The following is a 15,007-nucleotide window of genomic DNA, read 5'->3' on the forward strand; positions in this document are numbered from 1 at the left end:
TTGCCGAGTGTGGCACTCTTGAGCACGTGTCTCACATGTCTAGACCAATCCTTGAGGTGATCGCGCTCGATGCCGCGGATGCCGCCGCGGCCGAGGCCGGAGGGGCGGACCGCCTCGAACTGGTCACGGACATGGCGTCCGACGGACTGACCCCGCCGCGCGAGACCGTCGCCGCCGTACGGGCCGCCGTCGACATCCCGCTGCGCGTCATGCTGCGCGCCGCGGACGGCTTCGCGGCGGGCGACGCCCGGACGCTCGACGCGCTGTGCGCGGACGCCGCGGCCCTCCGGGCGGAGGGCGCCGAGGAGTTCGTGCTCGGCTTCCTGGCCGAGGACGGCGGCCCCGACCTCGCAGCGCTGGACGCGCTGGCCGAGGCGATCGACGGCTGCCGCTGGACCTTTCACCGGGCCATCGACCGCGCCGCCGACCGCGACGGCCTGCGCAAGCGCCTCGACGGCCGGCCCGGTCTGGACACCTACCTCACCGCCGGCTCCGCAGCCGGCGTCGACGACGGACTGCCGGTCCTGCTGGCCGAAGCCGCCCGCGCCGCGACCGGCGAACCGGGGTACGACCCGCAGATCATGGCGGGCGGCGGCCTCGCGCTCGGCCACGTGCCCCACCTCCGGGCCGCCGGCGTCACCGCCTTCCACATCGGCGGCGCGGCGCGCCCGCACGGCTGGACGGCGCCGGTCTCCCCGGCCGCCGTCGAGACCTGGCGCACGGCACTCGACGGCTGAGCGGCCCGCGGCCGGCGAACGCGCTGCGCAGCGCGCCGGGCGCGGCGCGTCAGCCCGCCAGCTCCGCCGGCAGCGGCGCCGCGTGCACGATGGTCAGCCCCGACACGGCACGCGTGAGACAGACGTACAGGCGGCGCAGCCCGGTCCGATGGTCGGGCTCGGCGTCCACCAACGCCGCCGGCTCGTCCAACACCACGTAGTCGTACTCCAGACCCTTGGCCAAGGTGGCGGGCACCAGCGTGAGCCGGGCATCCGGCGAGGTCTCCTCGCCCGGCTCCAGCGTGGCCAGCCCGGCCGCGGCGAGCGCCTCGCGGAGCACGGGCAGCCGCGGCTCGGCGGCGATCAGACCGATGGAGCCCTCCTTCGAAAGCGCGTCCCGGCAGGCGTCGACCACCGCCGCGTCCAGCGCGTCCGGCGCCGCCGGGCGGATCGCGAAGTCACCCGGCGACTCACGGATGGAGGTCGCCTCGGAGAGGTCCGGCGCGATCGCCGGGAGCAGCCGCGAGGCGTACGCGATCACCTCGCGCGGCACGCGGAAGCCCTGGGTCAGCTCCTCGACCGCGGCCTCCGGCTTGCCCAGATGGGCCAGCGCCTCCTCCCACGTGTCCGTGGACCACGGCGTCGTCCCCTGGGCGATGTCCCCGAGCACGGTCGCGGAGCCCGTCGAACAGCGCCGGCCCACGGCCCGGTACTGCATGGGGGAGAGGTCCTGCGCCTCGTCCAGCACCACATGCCCCAGCGAAGGGGTGCGCTCCACCAGGTCGTGCGCCTCGTCGATCAGGACGGCGTCGGCGGCGGACCACTTGGCGCTGCGTACGCTGCGGGCCGGCCGGGTCCACAGGATCGTCTTCTGCTCCTCATCGGTGAGGATCCCGGCGGCGTGCTCGGCCAGGAAGTCCGCGTCGCCGAGCAGCCGCAGCACCAGCTTGGCCGGATCGACCGGCGGCCAGACCGCCTTGACCGTCGCCTTCACCGCGGCGTTCCGGGCGACCGCGTCCTGCACCCGGTCGTCGGGCGCCTCGCCGGCCCGCTCCATCTGGACCAGCACGGCGTGCGCGATGCGGTGCGGCAGCGCCTCCCGGCCCGCGCCGTACCGGATGCCGCGGTCCAACAACTGCGTGACGATCTCCTCCAGTTCGTACGCCGGGACGCGCCAGCGACGCGACCCGCGGACCACCACGCACGCCTCGGTCGGCATCGTGACGTGCGAGCGCACGGCGCGGCGCAGCACCTCCGCCATCCGCGCATCGCCCTTGATCGTGGCGGCCGCGGCGTCGTCCGCGCCGCGCACCTCCACGTGCGCCACGAGATCGTCGACAGTGGCCTGCTTGACCTCCAGCTCGCCCAGCGCGGGCAGCACCTGCTCGATGTAGTGCAGGAAGGACTTGTTGGGCCCGATGACGAGGGTGCCGGCCCGTGCCAGCCGCTCGCGGTGCGCGTACAGCAGATACGCGACCCGGTGCAGGCCGACTGCGGTCTTGCCCGTGCCGGGCGCGCCCTGGACGCAGACGGTGCCGCCGATCCCGGCGCGGACGATCTCGTCCTGCTCGGGCTGGATGGTGGCCACGATGTCGCGCATCGGGCCCACGCGCGGCCGCTCGATCTCGCTCTGGAGCAGCTTGCTGGTCCGCTCCGCCTCGGCCGGGTCGGTGAGGTGCTCGTCCTCGTACGCGGTCAGCTCGCCGCCGGTGTACCCGAAGCGGCGGCGCAGCCGCAGGTCCATCGGCTCCTTCTTGGAGGCCCGGTAGAACGGCTGGGAGACCGGCGCGCGCCAGTCGATGACCATGGGGTCGCCGTCGGCGTCGTGGACATGCCGCCGCCCGATGTAGAAATCAGCCCCCTCCGCGCCCTCGGCCGAATCCATGCCCGGGGCGTGCAGGTAGTCCAGGCGGCCGAAGAAGAGCGGGGTGTGGGAGAGGTCGGCGAGCGCCTTGATACGGGCGTCGATCTCGCCCTGCAGGACCTCGGCGTTGACCCAGTTCGCCGTGACGTCCTTGATGTTCAGCGCTTCGGCGTCCTCGCGCATGGCACGGAGGGCGGCACGGGAAGCGGCGAGATGAGCTCGCTCATGTGCGAGGGGGTCGAGGGGGTCGTCCGGGTGGTGCTCTTCCTTCTGGTCAGGGGCGTGCGAGGGCACGGCGTCGCCTCCGGGCGGAATGCGTGGGTGGATGAGGGCCGGCCGGTTTCCGTCCGGGCGGCGGCGCTCCGCGACGGGGTCGGCGGGAAGCGGGCAGACGCGCGATTGTAGTCAGCACCCAATGCGCGCGCGACCGAATAAAAAAGGGGCCCGCGACCCCTAGGGGTGGGCCGTCGCGCGGTGCGTCCGGGGCTGTACGCCGCGCGACACGCGGATCGGTCCTTGGTCGGATGTGCGGCGTCCGGGTGAATCCCATCATGGAGACATGACCAGTCACCTGAACACGCCACCCGACCCCAAGGCGGCCGGCCGTGCCAGACACGGCGCCCGCGCCGTCGCCGAAGACGCCCGGCACCGGCACCCCGTGGGCAGCGCCCTGCGGGCCGTGAAGGTTTTCGCAGGTACCGCCCTCAGCGTCGTCGTCCTGGGCGAGTACGCCGACGACCGGGCACCCGGTGCCGACCGGACCTCGGACCCCGGCACCGTACGGCCCAGGGAATGACATCCGGACGTCCGGAAACCGTCACGAAAGTTCGTGTGTGATCGATTAACGTCGCTGTAAACAGGGTGCAATCAGCATATGGCGACAAGGAGGGGTCACCCGCGTGTCTGCCGCCGACGGGAAGCCGATCCAGCGGACAACGCCCCTCGTGGGCAGACCACGCACCACCCGGGAAACGCCGGACCCGCCGGCGGGCCGTACGGTCCCCACCCGGGCCCCTCGACCGCCCCGCACCCTCCCGCGCCACACGCTCCCCGCGGCGGCGCTGCTCGCGGCCTCCCTGGCCGCGCTCGGCATCGTGCACCTCATAGTGCCCATGCCGACCTCCGACATCCTCGTCTACCGGGCGATGGGCGACTCCGTCCTCACCGGCGGCGACCTCTACGGCTTCCGGGTCACCGAGTGGCACCTCCCTGCCACCTACCCGCCGTTCGCCGCCCTGCTGTTCGTCCCGCTGGCGTGGTTCTCGCCCGGCGTCCTGCAGGCCGCCTCGGTACTCGTCAACGTCGCGCTCCTCGCCCTGCTGATCCACCTCTCGGCGCGCCTCGCCGGACTGCGCGCCACCCACCGCGTCCCCTCGCTGCTCGCCGCCACCGCGCTCGCCGTCTGGCTGGAGCCGGTGTACCAGACGCTGGTCTTCGGACAGATCAACCTCGCGCTCACCTGCCTCGTACTGTGGGACCTCACCCGGCCCGCCGGCGCCCGCGGCAAGGGCCTGGCCATCGGCATCGCGGCCGGCATCAAGCTCACCCCCGCGCTCTTCGCGGTGTACCTGCTGCTCACCGGGCGGGTACGCGCGGCACTGGTCTCGCTCGCCGGCTTCCTCGGCACCGTCCTGCTCGGCGTCGTCGCACTGCCCGGCGCCAGCGTGGAGTTCTGGACCGAGCGGCTCTACGAGACCGGCCGGGTCGGCGAGGCCTGGATCGTCGACAACCAGTCGCTGCAGGGCCTGGTCGCACGCCTGCTGCACACCCCGCACCCCGGCACCGTCTGGGCAGCCGGCGCCGTGCTCACGGCCGTGGTGGGGATGGCGGCGGCCCGCCGGACGGGCCTGGTCGCGGGCCGGGAGGCGTGGGGCGTGCTGTGCACGGCGCTCACGGCGCTGCTCGTCTCGCCGATCAGCTGGTCCCACCACTGGGTGTGGTGCGTCCCGCTGCTGGCGGTGCTGGCCACGCACGTACGGGGGGACGCGTGGCGGCGCGCGGCCTGGTGGGCGCTGACCGTCCTGTTCACCGCCCGCACGATGTGGCTGACGCCGCACAAGGGCGACCTGGACCTGGCGCTCCCGTGGTGGCAGCAGCCGCTGGCCGCGCCGTACCCCCTGATCGGCATGGCCGTGCTGCTCGCGGCGGTGCTCTGGCGCGGCGGCGCGCTGACCGGGGTGGCGGCGGGGGCACTGGTCCGCCCGGCCACGCCCGGCCACGAAACCGTCCCGGCACCTCGGACACCGCGTTAGGGGGCGGGGGCGGGGGGCGGGGCGTGAGGAGTGGGGCGCGGGCTCGGCGTACCGTTTCGCCCCTCATCTCCCCTCATGGGGGAGATTTGGGGCCCCTTCTCAACACAGTACTGAGGGGTACTGACAACGAAGCCCCGGCAGCGGCCCCCGGCACCTCGGGCGTGCCGGCCCGCTCGGCTCTACGCGCCCTCGTCCGCCAGGAGTTCGTGGGCGTCCACGATGCGGTACGCGTAGCCCTGCTCGGCCAGGAAGCGCTGGCGGTGGGCCGCGAAGTCCTGGTCGATGGTGTCGCGCGCGACGACCGAGTAGAAGCGCGCCTCGTGGCCGTCCGCCTTCGGGCGGAGCACTCGGCCGAGGCGCTGCGCCTCCTCCTGGCGGGAGCCGAACGTGCCCGAGACCTGGATCGCGACCGTCGCCTCGGGCAGGTCGATCGAGAAGTTCGCGACCTTGGAGACGACCAGCACGGACAGCTCGCCCTCGCGGAACGCGTTGAAGAGCTTCTCGCGCTGCGCGTTGCTGGTGTCGCCCTTGATGACCGGCGCGTCCAGGTGCTCGCCCAGCTCGTCCAGCTGGTCGATGTACTGCCCGATCACCAGCGTCTGCTCGCCCGCGTGCCGCCGGACCAGCGCCTCGGTGACCTTCTGCTTGGACGCGGTGGTCGCGCAGAAGCGGTACTTCTCGTCGCTCTCCGCCGTGGCGTACGCCAGCCGCTCGGAGTCGGTCAGGTTGACCCGGACCTCGACGCAGTCGGCCGGCGCGATGTAGCCCTGCGCCTCGATCTCCTTCCACGGCGCGTCGAACCGCTTCGGGCCGATGAGCGAGAAGACGTCGGACTCGCGGCCGTCCTCGCGTACGAGGGTGGCCGTCAGGCCGAGGCGGCGCCGCGCCTGGAGGTCGGCGGTGAACTTGAAGACCGGCGCGGGCAGCAGGTGCACCTCGTCGTAGACGACCAGGCCCCAGTCCCGGGAGTCGAACAGCTCCAGGTGCGGGTAGACGCCCTTCCGCTTGGTCGTCAGCACCTGGTACGTCGCGATGGTGACCGGCCGGATCTCCTTTTTCGTACCGCTGTACTCGCCGATCTCGTCCTCGGTCAGGGACGTGCGCTTGACCAGCTCGTGCTTCCACTGGCGCGCGGACACCGTGTTCGTCACCAGGATCAGCGTGGTGGCCTTGGCCTCGGCCATCGCGCCCGCGCCGACCAGGGTCTTGCCCGCGCCGCACGGCAGGACGACGACGCCGGAGCCGCCGTGCCAGAAGTTCTCCACGGCCTGCTGCTGGTACGGGCGCAGCGACCAGCCGTCCTCCGCCAGCTCGATCGGGTGCGCCTCGCCGTCCACGTAGCCGGCCAGGTCCTCGGCCGGCCAGCCCAGCTTGAGCAGCGTCTGCTTGATCTGGCCGCGCTCGGAGGGGTGCACCGCGACCGTGTCCGGGTCGATCCGGGCGCCGACCAGCGGCTGCACCTTCTTCGACCGCAGGATCTCCTCCAGCACCGGGCGGTCGGTGGTGGTGAGCACCAGGCCGTGCGTGGGGTGCTTGGAGAGCGTGAGGCGGCCGTACCGGGACATCGTCTCGGCGATGTCGACGAGCAGCGCGTGCGGGACCGGGTAGCGGGAGTACGCCACCAGCGCGTCCACGACCTGCTCCGCGTCGTGGCCGGCGGCCCGCGCGTTCCACAGGCCCAGCGGCGTCACCCGGTAGGTGTGGATGTGCTCCGGGGCGCGCTCCAGCTCCGCGAAGGGGGCGATGGCCTGCCGGCACGCGTCCGCCTGCTCGTGGTCCACCTCCAGCAGCAGCGTCTTGTCGCTCTGGACGATGAGGGGTCCGTTCACGCGCCTCGCCTTTCGCTTCGCCTGCGCCCGCCGCCGTCACCGGAAGGCCCGCCGTCCGTACGTACGGCAAACGTCCAGTGTGCCGCATCCGTGCCGAAGCGGGCGGCGGGCCTGGAGTGCGGGCGTGCGGGCGCGCGCCCCTGCAGCCGGATGCGCGCGCCCCGACAGCTCAGATACGCGTCTCGGATGCGCGCCTCGGGTACGCCTCTCAGGAGGTACGCCTCTCGGGTACGCGTTTCAGATGCGGGCATCGGGCACGCCTCTCAGATACGCGTCTCCGGTACGTGCCTCTAGTACGCGCGCACCCATGATCGTTACGCGTCTCCGGTACGTGTCTCAAGTACGCGCGCACCCGTGATCGTCACGAAGCCGCGTCGTCGGCGAGTTCGGCGACGCCGGTGATGCGGTGCAGGGCGTACGTGCGGACCTCGTCGGCGGTGTGGTCGTACGCGGTCACGAAGCCGCCCTCGACCCGGACCGGTGCGATGACGCGCTGGCTGGCGGCGCCGTCGGCGTTGACGTAGCCGATCCACAGCGCCGAGTTGGTCAGCGCGGCGGCCTGCACGGTGGCGAGCGTCTCGGCGGACGTCGTGCGCGGCAGCCGGCCCGGCGCGGGCGCTGCGGCCGGCGTGCCCGGCTTGCGCTCGGCGGTGGCCGCGAGGTCGCCCGCGCGGATGGCCCGTACGGCGGCCGCCAGCAGCGTGTCGTCCGGGGGCGGCGGGCCGTCGGGGACCGGGGCCGGGGCGGTACGCGGCGGGGTGCGGTACGCGTCCGCGCGGGCGATCACCACATCCCCCTCGGCGGACTCGGCGGCCGGCGCGTACCCCATCGCGCGCAGCCCTTCCAGGAGCGCGTCCGGCGCGGCCTGGGCGGCCAGCACGGTCGGTGCGAGGCGGCGCAGCCGCAGCCCGTCGGCGCGCCGGTCGGCCAGGATCTCGTTCAGCAGCGCGTCGTCGTCGCAGCGCACGTAGGCGGAGGCGGCGCCCACTCGCAACTGCCCGTGTCTGCGAGCCACGTCGTCGATCAGGTACGCGAGCGGCTGCGGCACCGGCGTACGGGAGTGGGCCGTGAGGAAGGCCTGGATGTCGGCCGCGGAACGGCCGGCGTCCAGGGCGCGGCGTACGGAGCCGGGCGTGAAGCGGTAGACCGTTGCGCCGCCCTTGGACTCCACGTCGGCCAGGACGTCGAGGGCGTCGGCGAGCGGGCGCTCCAGGGGGCCGGGCGCGACGGCGGTCAGGTCGGCCTGGAGAAGGACGTGGTCCAGGGGGGTGGGCAGCAGCGGCGCGAGGGCGGTGGCGGCGGCCCGGCTCGCCTCTTCGGGGGCTGCGTCCGGGCCCGCCTCCAGGAGCGCGCGGGTGTGGCCCGCGAGGGCGCCGCGACCGGTGAGGCCGAGGAGTTCGGCTTCATGGAGGGACCACAGGGCGATGCGGGAGCGGAGGTCCTGCGGGGCTGCGTGCGCCGCGTTCTGGGCCGTGTTGTGGGCGGTGTGGGCGGTGTGGGCGGTGTGGGCGTTGTGGTCGGCGGCGTGGCCGTTCTCGGGGGCGGTGCCGGGGGCGGCCTGGGCGGCGCCGCGCAGCGGCCGTTCCCACCGCAGGCGGGCCAGTACGGCGTCCTGCGGGACGGCGGTGCCGGGCGGGACGCTGCCGAGGAGCGCGAGGACGCGGCGGCGTACGTCCGGGGCCGGGGAGCGGTCCAGGTGCGGGCCGAGCGCGGCGAGGGTGCGGCCCTTGGCGTCGGCGGTGCCGACCAGGCCCGCCGTGCGGGTCGCGGCCAGCCAGGCGGTGACGAGCCGGACCCAGCGCTCCTCGGCGGGCAGCTGCCGCCAGTCCTCGGCGGCGGGCGTCGGTGCGTACCGCTCGTCGGCCTCGCCGTCGGAGGCCACCAGGCCGGCCGCGTACGCCAGTTCAAGCCAGAACGCGGCCGTGTGCACGCCGGTGTCCAGCGCGGTCGCGGTCCGCTTGAGGTCGCGGACGCTCAGGCCGCCGGCGCGGAGCACGGCGGGGCCGCCGAGATCCCACTCCTTGAGCAGTTCTTCGAGGGTGGCCAGCGCGGTGAACGCCTGGCCGGCGGCGGTGCGGTCCACCATCTCCGGGTCGCGCGCGGTCGCCGGCGCGAGGGCGGGCGGCTGCGGCTCCGGCGTCCGGTGCGCGCGCCCGGCGCGCAGATGCAGGGCGGCCTCGCGAGGGAGGACGACGTTGCGCGCGCCTACGGGGAGCAGCACGCCCCGGTCCAGCAGCCAGCGCAGGTGCGGCGCGGGCTGCGCGGTCACCGAGCCGTACGGCGGGCCCCAGACCAGCCGGTCCAGGACGGCCAGCGACTCGGCGGGCGCCTCGTCCAGCAGCGCCGACATGGCGGTGCGGTCCTCGAAGAGCGAGGTCAGCGCGGCGACGGCGGTCACGGGGTCGGGGGTGGCGGGCAGTCCGGCGGTGGCCAGGATCTCCTGGAGGCGGCCGGGGGACATGCCGGCGGAGGCCTCGGCGACGGTGGGGCCCAGGCCGGTGGGGGAGGGGTGGGTGGCGCTCGGGGCGAGGAGTTCGCGGGCGGTGCGGACCAGCCGGAGACGGTCGTCGGGGCCCCAGACCAGCGCCTGGGCGCGGAGGGTGGCCAGCGCCTCGGGGAGGCGGTCGGTGACGGCCTCGCGCAGCCCCGGGTCGGTGTCGGCGGCGTCCGCGTCGCCCGTCATCAGCGCGGCGAGCGTGCCGTACGGGCAGGGGTCGGGGGCGACGGCGAGCGCCTCGGCGGTCTGCAGCGCGAAGGTGTCCAGCCGCTCCACGGCGCGGACCACGGAGGCCCGGGTGCCGGCCCGGGTGGCCAGCTGGGTCAGGTCGCCGGGGACCGGGTTGAGCAGGTCGGGCCGGGACCGCAGCAGAGCGGACAGGTCGTCGTCCGGCCGGTTGCGCAACTCCTCGGCCAGCGTGCGGGGGGACGGATTGCTGCCGCTCATTCGCCCCACGTTACCGCCTGGCGGCCGATGATCCGATGGGTGCGCGCCCGGACTCCGTGTCCGTCCCCTGGGGAAAAGCGTGCTCCGTCGCCTGTGGAAAAACGCGGTGGGCGGCGGCCGGAGGGGTACCGTCGGAGCGGCGGGAATCGGCCTGGCGCAGAGGTGTTTCGGTGGGGATCGAGAATGATCAGCTGGTCTACGACTACCTGAGCAGAGTCGGCGACCTGGCGCAGGGACGGGGGCTGACGGCCCGGCAGCGCATGGAGCTGGTGGCGCGGCTGCGGGCGCGGATAGACACGGGCCGGACGCAGGGCGGCGACGTCAAACGGCTGCTGGCCAAGCTCGGTACGCCCGAGGCGTGGGTGGCGGCCGCGGTCAACGGCGAGGAGCCGGTACCCGAGAAGCCGCCCGCCGCCGCGATGGAGCGGCGGTCGGGCGCGCTGCCCTCGCTGCTCAAGCGGCAGCCGAAGAAGGGCGGCGGGCCGGTGCCGTCGCCGCGCAGCGGAGCGCAGCCGGTGGTACCCCAGCAGGGCGCCCCGCCGCCGCACCTCGCGGACCTGGACCAGCTCGGCGGCCGGGACGCGGCGCCCGACCGGGAGGCGGCGCCCGAGGAGGAGCCGGACTGGTGGCGCGTGGGGGCCGAGCCGTTCGGCACGGTCCAGCAGTACGGCCCCGGGGAGACCGTGCCCGGCTTTGTCGGCGGCATCGAGATCGAGGAGATACGGCGCCCGCCGGAGACCGACGAGGAGGGGTCCGAGGGGGAGGGGTCCGAGAACGCGGCGGCGGTCGGCACGGAGGCCGCGGAAAAGGGCCGGCGCGGGCTGCCCGGCGTGCTGAAGAAGGCCACGGGCAAGGTGCTGCCCCGGCGGCGGGAGGCGGCTGCCGCGCCGGCCGCCGCGCCCGCGGCCGAAGGTGCCGGCGAGGCGGTGGCTGCGGCGCCGCGTCCGAAGCCGAGCCCGGTGCTGGTGCTGGCGGTGCTGCTGCTCGCTGCGGGGGCCGCGGTCGGCAGCTGGCTCGCCGCCGCGCTCGGCTGGGTCGTGGCGTATTCCTCGCGCAAGCTGTCCCGTGCCGAGGCCAAGTTCGCGGCGCTGGGCGTGCCGGGCCTGGTGTGCGCGGCGGTGCTGGTCTGGCTGTGGGGCCGGTTCGCCGGCAAGTGGGGCGACCCCCTCGGCCAGGACCGGCTCGGTCCGGAGCTGACCGAGGCGCTCCCGGTCGTCGTCCGTGTCGCGGCCGTCGCCTCCGCGCTGTTCCTGCTGTGGCGGATGCGACGACGGCCGCGGTGAGGGGCCGGGGCCGGAGCCCCGGGCGCGAACCGGTCGTTACTCCGTCAGGTCCCTCTGCAGCTCGTCGAGGATCCTGTCGGCCGCGGTGTAGCCGATGCCCTGGAACCAGAGCTGGTCGGCGACGCGGAAGGCGTGGCCGTTCTTGACGGCCTTCATGTTCTTCCACAGCGCCCCGCCGGTGACCTGGCTCTCCTTGGACTTCTCCGGGCTGCCGTACGCGGAGTGGAAGACCGCGTCCGCGTCGGCGCGGGTGATCTGCTCGGGGCCGATCTCGGTCATCAGGCCGTCCTTGGCGTCCTTCACCACGTCGGTGGGGGCGGTGCCGATGTCGTCCAGGATCGTGCCGAGGTAGCTCCGGCAGCCGTAGATGCGGGTGTCGGCGCCCTCGACGAAGCGGACGACGTTGGTGGTCCGCCCGGCTGCCGCGTCGGCGCCGCCGAGCGCGTCGGTGACCTCCGCCGCGTGCTTCTCGTACGCGGCGGCCGTCTTCCTCCCTGCTTCGACCTTGCCGAGTGCGTCGGCGTGCGTGGCGAAGTTCTGCTTCCACGGGTAGCCGGTGGTCTCGGTCAGCACGGTGGGGGCGATCTTCTCCAGCTGTGCGTAGCGCTGCCCGTCGCGGACCTTGCTGGAGAGGATGAGGTCCGGCTTCAGGGCGGCGATCGCCTCCATGTCGGGCGTGCCGATCGTGCCCACGTCCTCGATCCCGGCGACCTCGCTCTTGGGCAGGTACGCCAGGAAGCCGGAGGCCACGTCGGCGTGGGTGGCGCCGACCGGCCGTACGCCCAGGGTGAGGGCGGAGTCCAGTTCGGCGGTGTCCAGGACGACGACGCGCTTCGGGTGGGCGGGGACCCGCACGCCGCCCATGGCGGTGGGCACGGTGTGCGCGCCGTCGGCCGGCTTCGCCCAGGTGGTCTTCGGCTGGGCGGGACAGTCGGCCGCCTTGAAGGAGCCGCCGCCGTTCTTGGACCCGGTGGCGCCGGTGGCACCACAGGCGGAGAGGGCCACGGCGCCCGCGGCGAGAACGGCGGCGGCGCGGAGGGGGCCGGGTACGGAGACCATGAGCGGGCCTTTCGGAGGGGGACGGAGGAGAGGCCCCGGAGCCGAGGGGGGCCCGGAGCCGAGGGAGGCTGCGGAGCGGGACGGTCAGCCGTCGGCGGGGGACTGCCAGGGCCGGCCGGGGACGACCAGCGGGGAGCCGGTCACGGGGTCGGGGACGACGACCGAGCCGAGGCCGAAGACGTCGCGGACCAGCGCGGCGGTGACGGTCTCGGCGGGCGGGCCCTGGGCGACGATCCGCCCGGCCTTCATCGCCACCAGGTGGTCGGCGTAGCGCGCGGCCTGGTTGAGGTCGTGCAGGACGGCGACGACGGTCCGGCCGCGCTCGTGGTTCAGCTGCCGCACCAGGTCCAGCACCTCGACCTGGTGCGCGATGTCCAGGTAGGTGGTGGGCTCGTCCAGCAGGAGCAGGTCGGTCTCCTGGGCCAGGGCCAGGGCGATCCAGACGCGCTGCCGCTGGCCGCCGGAGAGCTCGTCCACGGGCCGGTCGGCGAGGTCGGTGACGTCGGTACGGGCCATCGCCTCGGTGACGGCCCGCTCGTCCGCCGCCGACCACTGCCGCCACCAGTGCTGGTGCGGCTGGCGGCCGCGCGCGACGAGGTCGGCGACGGTGATCGCCTCGGGCGCGACCGGCGTCTGCGGCAGCAGGCCGACCGACCGGGCGATCTCCTTGGTGGGGAGGCGGGCGAGGTCCGTACCGTCCAGCAGCACCGCGCCCCGGCGCGGCTTCAGCAGCCGTCCCAGCGCCCGCAGCAGCGTGGACTTGCCGCAGGCGTTCGGCCCGACGACGACGGTGACGGCGCCGTGCGGGACGTCCAGGTCCAGCCCGTCGACGACGGTGCGGTCCTCGTAGGCGAGGGTCAGGCCGCGGGCCGTGAGCCTGCTCGCGGTGCGGTCGCCGGTGGTGGTCACGCGCTTCCTCCCGCGGCACGGCGGCGGCCGCTGTGCCCTCGTACGAGCAGATGGATCAGGTACGGGGCGCCGATGGCCGCGGTCAGCACGCCGACCGGCAGCTCGGTCGGCGCGAAGAGCATGCGGGCCGGCAGGTCGCCGAGGACCACCACGCACGCTCCCAGTAGCGCCGAGCAGAGCAGCGGTATCTGTGCCGTACGGGTCAGCCGGCGGGCGATCTGCGGGGCCAGCAGCGCCACGAAGTCGACCGGTCCCGTGGCGCCGGTGGCCAGCGCGGCCAGCAGTACGCCGAGGGTGGCCAGGCCGAGCCGGGTGCGGCCCAGCCGTACGCCGAGCGCGGTCGCGGTGTCGTCGTCCATCGAGACGGTGCGCTGGGCGCGGGCCGCCCACAGGACGCAGGGGACCAGGACGAGCAGCGCCCAGGCGAGCGGCACGGCCTCGGCCCAGCCCCGCCCGTTGAGCGAGCCGACCATCCAGACCTGGGCCTTCTGCGCCACGAGGTAGTCGCCCTTGGTCAGGAACAGCTGGGTGACCGAGCGGAGGGCGACGGCGAAGCCGATGCCGATGAGGACGAAGCGGGTGGCGTGCAGCCCGCCGCGCCAGGCGAAGACGTAGACCAGCGCGGCGGCGAGCAGGCCGCCCGCGACGGACAGGTAGGGCAGTACGGCGTACGAGCCGATGCCGAAGGTCAGCGCGGCCACGGTGCACGCGCTCGCGCCCTGGGTGATGCCGATGATGTCGGGGCTGGCGAGCGGGTTGCGCGCGACGGTCTGGAGGAGGGCGCCGGCCACGCCGAAGGCCGCGCCGGCCAGCAGCCCGACGCACAGCCGGGGCAGCCGCAGGGCGCCGACCACCAGCCCGTCCGGCGAGGGCCGCCCCCGCACCACCTGGATCACCTCGCCGGGTGCCACGACGTGCTCGCCGAGCGACAGGTACCCGACGCAGCCCGCGGCCAGCACGAGGGTGAGCAGGGCGGCGACGAGCGCGGCCCGGCGGTGGATCAGGAAGGCGGCCGGGCCGGCGCGCAGCAGCGCGTAGCCGGCCGGGCGTATCGGGGCCGGTGCGGCGGCGGTCGTGGTCATGCCGCCACCGCCTTCCGGCGGACCAGTGTGACCAGGAACGGGACGCCGATCAGCGCGGTCAGCACCCCGGCGGGCACCTCGGAGGGCGGGTAGAGGATTCGGCCCACGGTGTCGGCGACCAGCACCATCACCGGGCCGATCAGCGCGGCCGTCGGCAGCACCCAGCGGTGGTCGCTGCCCACGAGGGCGCGGGCCAGGTGCGGAGCGGCGAGGCCGACGAAGGCGACCGGGCCGGCCGCCGCGACGCCCGCGCCGGTCAGCAGGGCGGCGCCGAGCCCGCCCACGATCCGTACGGTGGCGACCTTCTGGCCCAGCCCCTTCGCGACGTCCTCGCCGAGCGCCAGGGCGTCCAGGCCGCGCGCGACGGCGATCACCAGCACGGCGCCCACCATCAGGAACGGCCAGATCCGTAACGCCACGGCGGCGTCCCGGCCGGTCAGCGAGCCGACCTGCCAGAAGCGGAACTCGTCCAGCGCTGCCGCCCTGGTCGTCAGCACCGCCATGGTGACCGCGACCAGCAGCGCGTTGATCGCGGCGCCGGCCAGCGCGAGCTTGACGGGGGTGGCACCGCCGCGGCCGCGCGCGGCGACGGCGTACACGAAGACGGCCGCGAGCGCGGCGCCCACGAACGCGACGCCGACGTAGCCGGAGAGCGAGTGCACGCCCGCGAAGGCGATGGCCAGGACCACAGCGGCCGAGGCGCCCTGGCTGATGCCGAGGACGCCGGGGTCGGCGATCGGATTGCGGGTGAGGCCCTGCATCGCCGTGCCGGCCAGCGCGAGCGCGGCGCCGACCAGCAGCCCGACGAGGGTGCGCGGCAGCCGCAGGAAGAGCACGATCTGCGCCGCCTCGGTGTCGCCGCCGTGGAACAGCGCGTCGAGCACCTCGCGGGGCGCGATCGCGCGGTTGCCCACCGCGAGGGAGAGGGCCACCGCGAGCAGCAGCGCGAGCACCGCTGCGGCGGTCCGGCAGAGGCGGCGTCGGGTGAGAGGGGCTCGGGGGCTGCCGACCGGGGCGACTGACATCGGTTCCCTTCCGCGGGAGCCAGTGTGCAGAGGGGTGGTTACAC

At 74.6% G+C, this 15,007-nt stretch carries 11 protein-coding genes; 4 read left to right on the plus strand and 7 right to left on the minus strand.

Translation table 11 applies throughout. The features are described from left to right. Positions 1-35: 35 nt before the first annotated feature. The gene (locus IF20_RS04510; protein ID WP_052863637.1) at positions 36-737 is read left to right on the plus strand and encodes a copper homeostasis protein CutC; all 702 of its coding nucleotides are present in this window, start codon (positions 36-38) and stop codon (positions 735-737) included. A gap of 49 nt (positions 738-786) precedes the next feature. Here the strand turns inward: IF20_RS04510 and IF20_RS04515 are convergent, their stop codons facing one another. After that, positions 787-2,874, minus strand: coding sequence for a HelD family protein (locus IF20_RS04515; protein ID WP_052863638.1), 2,088 nt, complete (start codon positions 2,872-2,874; stop codon positions 787-789). Positions 2,875-3,139: 265 nt separating this feature from the next. On the opposite strand from IF20_RS04515, the gene IF20_RS04520 reads away from it, so the two are divergent. Together IF20_RS04520 and IF20_RS04525 are read left to right on the plus strand one after the other, a co-directional pair. Further along, complete coding sequence (locus IF20_RS04520) at positions 3,140-3,376, plus strand: hypothetical protein (protein WP_199896488.1); 237 nt, start codon at positions 3,140-3,142, stop codon at positions 3,374-3,376. Between the two features lie 103 nt (positions 3,377-3,479). Continuing rightward, positions 3,480-4,832 carry a glycosyltransferase 87 family protein gene (locus tag IF20_RS04525; protein WP_407702443.1) on the plus strand — a complete coding sequence of 451 codons (1,353 nt, stop codon included), beginning with the start codon at positions 3,480-3,482 and terminating at the stop codon, positions 4,830-4,832. A 179-nt stretch (positions 4,833-5,011) separates the two neighbouring features. On the opposite strand, the gene IF20_RS04530 is transcribed toward IF20_RS04525, so the two are convergent. Beyond that, on the minus strand, positions 5,012-6,661 hold the full coding sequence (locus IF20_RS04530; RefSeq protein ID WP_052863639.1) for a DNA repair helicase XPB: 1,650 nt from the start codon (positions 6,659-6,661) through the stop codon (positions 5,012-5,014). Positions 6,662-7,022: 361 nt separating this feature from the next. Next, positions 7,023-9,605, minus strand: a complete 2,583-nt coding sequence (locus IF20_RS04535) for a helicase C-terminal domain-containing protein (RefSeq protein ID WP_052863640.1) — start codon at positions 9,603-9,605, stop codon at positions 7,023-7,025. A gap of 170 nt (positions 9,606-9,775) precedes the next feature. On the opposite strand from IF20_RS04535, the gene IF20_RS04540 reads away from it, so the two are divergent. After that, positions 9,776-10,888: a hypothetical protein gene (locus IF20_RS04540; protein ID WP_052863641.1), complete on the plus strand. Its 1,113-nt coding sequence runs from the start codon at positions 9,776-9,778 to the stop codon at positions 10,886-10,888. Positions 10,889-10,924: 36 nt separating this feature from the next. On the opposite strand, the gene IF20_RS04545 is transcribed toward IF20_RS04540, so the two are convergent. From IF20_RS04545 to IF20_RS04560, 4 genes are all read right to left on the minus strand, one after another. Next, positions 10,925-11,947 (minus strand): ABC transporter substrate-binding protein, encoded by a 1,023-nt coding sequence (locus tag IF20_RS04545; RefSeq protein WP_052863642.1) that lies wholly within the window; start codon positions 11,945-11,947, stop codon positions 10,925-10,927. Positions 11,948-12,031: 84 nt separating this feature from the next. After that, complete coding sequence (locus tag IF20_RS04550; RefSeq protein WP_052863643.1) at positions 12,032-12,856, minus strand: ABC transporter ATP-binding protein; 825 nt, start codon at positions 12,854-12,856, stop codon at positions 12,032-12,034. Beyond that, the gene (locus IF20_RS04555; protein WP_052863644.1) at positions 12,853-13,938 is read right to left on the minus strand and encodes a FecCD family ABC transporter permease; all 1,086 of its coding nucleotides are present in this window, start codon (positions 13,936-13,938) and stop codon (positions 12,853-12,855) included. The genes IF20_RS04550 and IF20_RS04555 overlap by 4 nt, the downstream gene beginning before the upstream one ends. Beyond that, positions 13,935-14,963, minus strand: coding sequence for a FecCD family ABC transporter permease (locus IF20_RS04560; RefSeq protein ID WP_052863645.1), 1,029 nt, complete (start codon positions 14,961-14,963; stop codon positions 13,935-13,937). The genes IF20_RS04555 and IF20_RS04560 overlap by 4 nt, the downstream gene beginning before the upstream one ends. Positions 14,964-15,007 lie beyond the last annotated feature (44 nt).

It is taken from the genome of Streptomyces niger, from assembly GCF_000718305.1.
Taxonomy (GTDB): domain Bacteria; phylum Actinomycetota; class Actinomycetes; order Streptomycetales; family Streptomycetaceae; genus Streptomyces; species Streptomyces niger.